General features: G+C 44.3%; 3 protein-coding genes. All 3 read right to left on the bottom strand.

The genetic code is table 11. The features are described 5' to 3' along the window. Positions 1 to 24 precede the first annotated feature (24 nt). The 3 genes from NC99_RS17675 to NC99_RS17665 all read right to left on the bottom strand — a co-directional run bounded on the left by NC99_RS17675 (position 25) and on the right by NC99_RS17665 (position 4,452). Positions 25 to 2,325 (bottom strand): DUF11 domain-containing protein, encoded by a 2,301-nt coding sequence (locus NC99_RS17675; protein ID WP_162231252.1) that lies wholly within the window; start codon positions 2,323 to 2,325, stop codon positions 25 to 27. Between the two features lie 31 nt (positions 2,326 to 2,356). Next, positions 2,357 to 2,911, bottom strand: a complete 555-nt coding sequence (locus NC99_RS17670; protein WP_053186897.1) for a hypothetical protein — start codon at positions 2,909 to 2,911, stop codon at positions 2,357 to 2,359. 845 nt (positions 2,912 to 3,756) lie between these two features. Then, a complete protein-coding gene (locus tag NC99_RS17665) occupies positions 3,757 to 4,452 on the bottom strand; it encodes a DNA-binding domain-containing protein (protein ID WP_162231251.1) in 696 nt (231 codons plus the stop codon). Between the last annotated feature and the right edge of the window lie 376 nt (positions 4,453 to 4,828).

Here is a 4,828-nt window from a genome sequence, read left to right as displayed (position 1 = left end):
TGCACAAAATACCAACCTACGCCATTACCGACCAGGATCGGTCGTATAAAGAAGGAACGCCCTATGACATTTACGCTCACCTGTGAATGCTACGTCAACATCGTAGTTGCAGTCAGCATCGGTATAGATTGTAACGTCAGCCGGAGCTGTAAATGTCGGAGCTGTGTTGTCACGGATAGTGATCGTCTGCACCAACTCAAGGCTGTTACCACATTCATCAGAAATCGTATACGTTCGTGAAACAACAATCGGACAAGGTCCTGTAGCTCCACTATCGCTTGATGTAACTACCAAGTTGACATCTTCCGTGTCTTCATCAGAGATCGCAACACCCATAGTTTCCAACGCTGAAACAGAGGTAACAGCAGCTGGGATATCGCTAACACTACATCCTTCTTCTATAATGGAACTTAAGCTTCCTGTAGCTTGAGGTCCTTGCCCATCGTCTGCTATAAGTTCAATCTCAAACCAACAATCATCAATTCCCGGGGGAAATACATAAAAAATTCCAGGAACGGGAAGATCCCCGACTATCGGATCCACTCCTTGTATATCAGTAACAGTGTAGAAGCTTGAGTTTGCTGGCAAATGAGCTTCATTGATCACTTCTTGCTGTGAAGTTCCAGCCCCCGAACAGATTGTCACAGAACTGACGGCTACAGTCGAGCCACAGTTATTGGCCAAAAACAGGTCGGCATCAATTGGGATCTTTTGCACCCCAAATACCGGGATTCCAATACAAGGACCTTCGTTTACATAGTGAACAAAACCAACGCCGGAAAAGCTTGTAAAACTGGTTGCACCAGTCCCGGAAACAGAGCCATTCAGCTCCAAAAACCGCGTACATGGATTAATAAAAATATGGCAGTCGGTACGCACCTGAAGGGTTATACTCAACGAAGCTAAGATCTCATCCGGATCGCCAGGTAAAACTAAAAGATCATCGATATTCCAATAAAGGGTGTCATTTTGCAAATTGACTACACCATGTGCTGCCGAATGGCTCACATAGTTGACATTAAAAGGAATTGGAATAGTCACCAACGCATCATGAATAGCCTCCGTACCTTTATTTCTAATATCAACACCGATTGTGATATTCTCGCCTGGAACAACATACCCCTCAGTTGAAGGATTACTGATGAGCTTTACCCCAGTCTCAACCTCCGCTTCAGGAATATAGGCGTCAACAGCCATGGCCATACAGAAAATTATGTAAGTATCTTGCGTTGATCCGTAGCGAAAGCTGGTTGACGTTTGATTGTTCTTTATAACAGCATTATCTGCATTGGGAATATCAAACATAGCGATGTCGAGGCCTGTATTATTAGTCAGGCTGGGATTTCTTGAGTTTCCCCCTGTATATACGGAACTGTTGAAAAAGTTATCGGTGCTGTTCCCTCCATGGGACAGCCTAACCCAACTAGTATTGTTATGGTTACGTATATCAAAGTAGTCTCCCGATATACTCCTGTCACCTTCGCCAGCCATGAGCCCCAGTTTCATGTTTACATCACCGGATTGTACCGTATTAAAACCTGATACATCGAGTGTATGGCTAATGGTTGTGCTACCCTGAACATAGGCATGACCATCGAAAACGGTTACATCTCGCCATTTCATTTTCGTATTTTCGTAAACCACAATCATGCCCCATCCACCATAATAGCCGGTTGATCCTCCATCACCTTCGCGTAAAGCCATATCGGCCACAAAATAATCCCCCACACCGTGTTGCCTCACATACTCTGTCACTTCAGCATAAGCTGAATACATATACCCATCACTATTAGTTGGATAGTAGATATCGTCAGCATTGGCTGTAATTGTTTGGTAGTTGGTTGCTCCAGGGCCTTTTAAGGAAACGACGCGTTTGTCGTAATTCTTAGTCACACCCCCCTTGGTCACCGTAAATGTATTTGGGCTGCTGCTACCGTCGTGTGCTCTACCAGTCCAATATAATCCTGCAAAAACGATGTTCGAACATTCGGGAATAGCGCCATTTTCTGTTGAAAACGCTAAGGTCGCTGAAGATGAATTTAAGGTTTTGGAATCTCCGTCAACATCGACATAAGCCATATAGTTATTACTATTGTTCTCATCTGGATCGTAACTCCACAGAGAGAGATTGGTATTGCCAACCATGGCAAAGTCCCCTTTTATGCTATAGATCTTCTTACCGCCTGCTAATGGTGATGTACGTTGCGTGAAAGGCACACGTACTTGCCCAAAAACACTGAATGTCGTAACAAAGAAGACTAAAACCACCAACAATGACAATGAAAACATCTTTGTAGCTCTTGTATTCAAATCTCTCTTTTTCATCTTGTTGTTTTTTATTTGCAGCCAGAATGGCCTATTCGGGAAATGATATGGTATAGCACACAATAACATCGGCTTTACTACCAGTTAACATGCTTTCTACCTGCTCTTCAGTACAGGCAAACTCGCTCCTTATTAAGATGTATTTCAGGTTTTGAAATCCCTCAAGAAGAGACAGGTTAATCGGGGTGTTAAGCCCATTGCTGCTGGTCAGCTTAATGGTTAGCAATTCAACTTTCCGGAATAGTGGATTTGCATCATATATCTGCCCTGAAGCTTCAACATCGACAAAAGCACAAACAGGGGCTCCCTCTCCAAACGCTTTCATCCCGTCTTCTTCAATGTATAGATTGGGGTGCAAATCAGTCGTCAGACTTTCAAAACGCGCTGCTTGCAAACGAATATCATCGTCAGGAGACTCTTTCATTTGGGCAATGTATGTCCCAAATTCATTCACTGATTGGCCTAATGCAGTAGTTGCGGTTATGATCAAAAAAATGACCATCCCCAACACCATGTGCATCGAAGATGATCCTATTAAGAAGAAACCTGACCCGGCTTTCTTCTTTTGAAGTAGATTTTTTTTCATAGAAGTTGATTTTTGGTTTCTCACAATGGTCAAATAAGTTCTTAAATGGAATTATCTGACCTCTTTCCCCAATTCATGATCCTCACTATTCAATTTTGAAATAGAATCCTCCTTCCTTCGTTTAAAACAGAATTCTACTGCTCTCAATTCCGGCTTCTATACAAAATATTTTCTTGTTGGATTCGAATGGAAAGGTACGTCAATCGGGGCTATGAATCAATAGATTACAGCGGAATCCGGCTGTCAATAATCAAACCATAAGTTTCGGATACCTAATCCCAAGTTCCAGCTATTAAATTCAATGCACTTCCTGACAAGAAAGCCTATCATGAGTATCAAAACGAAGGATTTATTAACAGCGAGGTGTTAATATTGGGAGGACTAAGCTAAAAAAGCACTGTCCAAAATGAGAATTCAATCGACTAAACTGTGCACATATGAGCATTATAAATCAAAAATTGGCCATCCCTCCGACTCCCTCTCAACACTAACGCTATGAAGATGCCAAATGGGAAGATGACTGGAGAATCGCATTCAGTCTGGCTTCCTGTCAAAAAGCAACCGGATACCCCCCTATTGACCTATTTCTTCGGGATCTGCAACCGGGTTTAAACTTGCCGAAACCGCTTGAGAACATTATTCAAGGTGCTTGAGAGCATTGCTCAAGAGTATCGAGAGCGCTACTCAAGATGCCTGAGTGCCTTACTCAAGCACCTTGAGTACGTTGCTCAAGCCGCCGGAGTATGTTGGGACCCTTCCTACCAAAAAAACAGGGAACGGACCATCGGTCCATCCCCTGCTATTTTAAAAAGCGATTTCCGCTTTTCGCATCATATCAGTACTGCTTAAACCCTGGACAGCACCGCGTCGAGCCGTCCGGCTGTAGCACTCTTGTGTCCAAAGATGATGGTGCGTACTTCGACCTGGTACTCGCCAGGCGGAAGCTGGGGAACCAGGAAGTGAAGTTCGCCGGGTTTGTTCAACGACACCACCGTAACCCGGGTTTCGATGTTGGAAGCATCAATAAAAAAGATGCCCTGTTCCGGGTCGGCGGGGTCGTACTTCAAGTAGCTGCCACGCAGACGGGCCAAGCCTCCTGAACTAAGTTGCTCGTTAACACTCCCGAGCGATACATCGACGAACTGCTCAATAACCGGGCGCACTTTACCGCTCTTCACCTTCTGTAGTTTGACCAAAGAAGCAACCTCGCGCAGTTCACTTCCGGCTGTCAGGTTCAGGCGAACAGTATGCCGTGTGGGATCGTACGAATCATCCGCACCGTTGAATACCCCTTTAACACTCAGCCCCAGATTGAACAGGGGCGTGGTAATGTTGTTACCCTTGGCCGCTTCTTCGCAAACCACTTCGCGTTCCATTTTCAGGACCGCCAGAATGTCGGTTTCTGTAAGCGTTGAACCGCGTACCAGCATGAGCTTCACCAGGTCTTCCTGGTTCAAGCTCGTGCCATTAGTGGTCACCGCCATGTAATCAGTTGGATCACTGGTCAGGTGATTTTCAAATAATGCATAGTCTAAAGCCATGATCATTGGTCTTTAAAGTTTTTAATTGATTGAGTATAAAAATAAGCGGATGCCGGAGTTCATGAGCGTCCGGTCCGTTTATTAGTGATCAGCGCTTCCGATGACCAGACTGGGCCGGAACCGGAAATGGGTCGTAAACGAGAACCCTTATGTCGAAGGAGTTCATTCAAAAAAACTTTTGACTGTTTATCCCAAAAATTCTAAAAAGGTAACCCAAAAGGAAAGATGTTGTTGAGCATTTGTTTTTACAGGAACGCTCGAATCCAATGACTGAAGCGCCATACAACCAATAGGGCAAAGCGACGAACTTGCTTTCTGACTAAGACTCAAGCGTGTTAATAATCATAATCTCTGAGTTTTCGTCAATAAAAAACCC

Origin of the sequence: Sunxiuqinia dokdonensis (assembly GCF_001270965.1) — a bacterium.
GTDB lineage: Bacteria > Bacteroidota > Bacteroidia > Bacteroidales > Prolixibacteraceae > Sunxiuqinia > Sunxiuqinia dokdonensis.
The sequence above is the reverse complement of the archived record's forward strand: the minus strand, read 5'-3'. Positions and strand labels throughout refer to the sequence as shown.

Bases quoted from the DNA above. Each gene is read 5' to 3' on its own strand.
- NC99_RS17675 (WP_162231252.1), bottom strand. From the start codon at position 2,325: ATGAAAAAGAGAGATTTGAATACAAGAGCTACAAAGATGTTTTCATTG.
- NC99_RS17670 (WP_053186897.1), bottom strand. From the start codon at position 2,911: ATGAAAAAAAATCTACTTCAAAAGAAGAAAGCCGGGTCAGGTTTCTTC.
- NC99_RS17665 (WP_162231251.1), bottom strand. From the start codon at position 4,452: ATGGCTTTAGACTATGCATTATTTGAAAATCACCTGACCAGTGATCCA.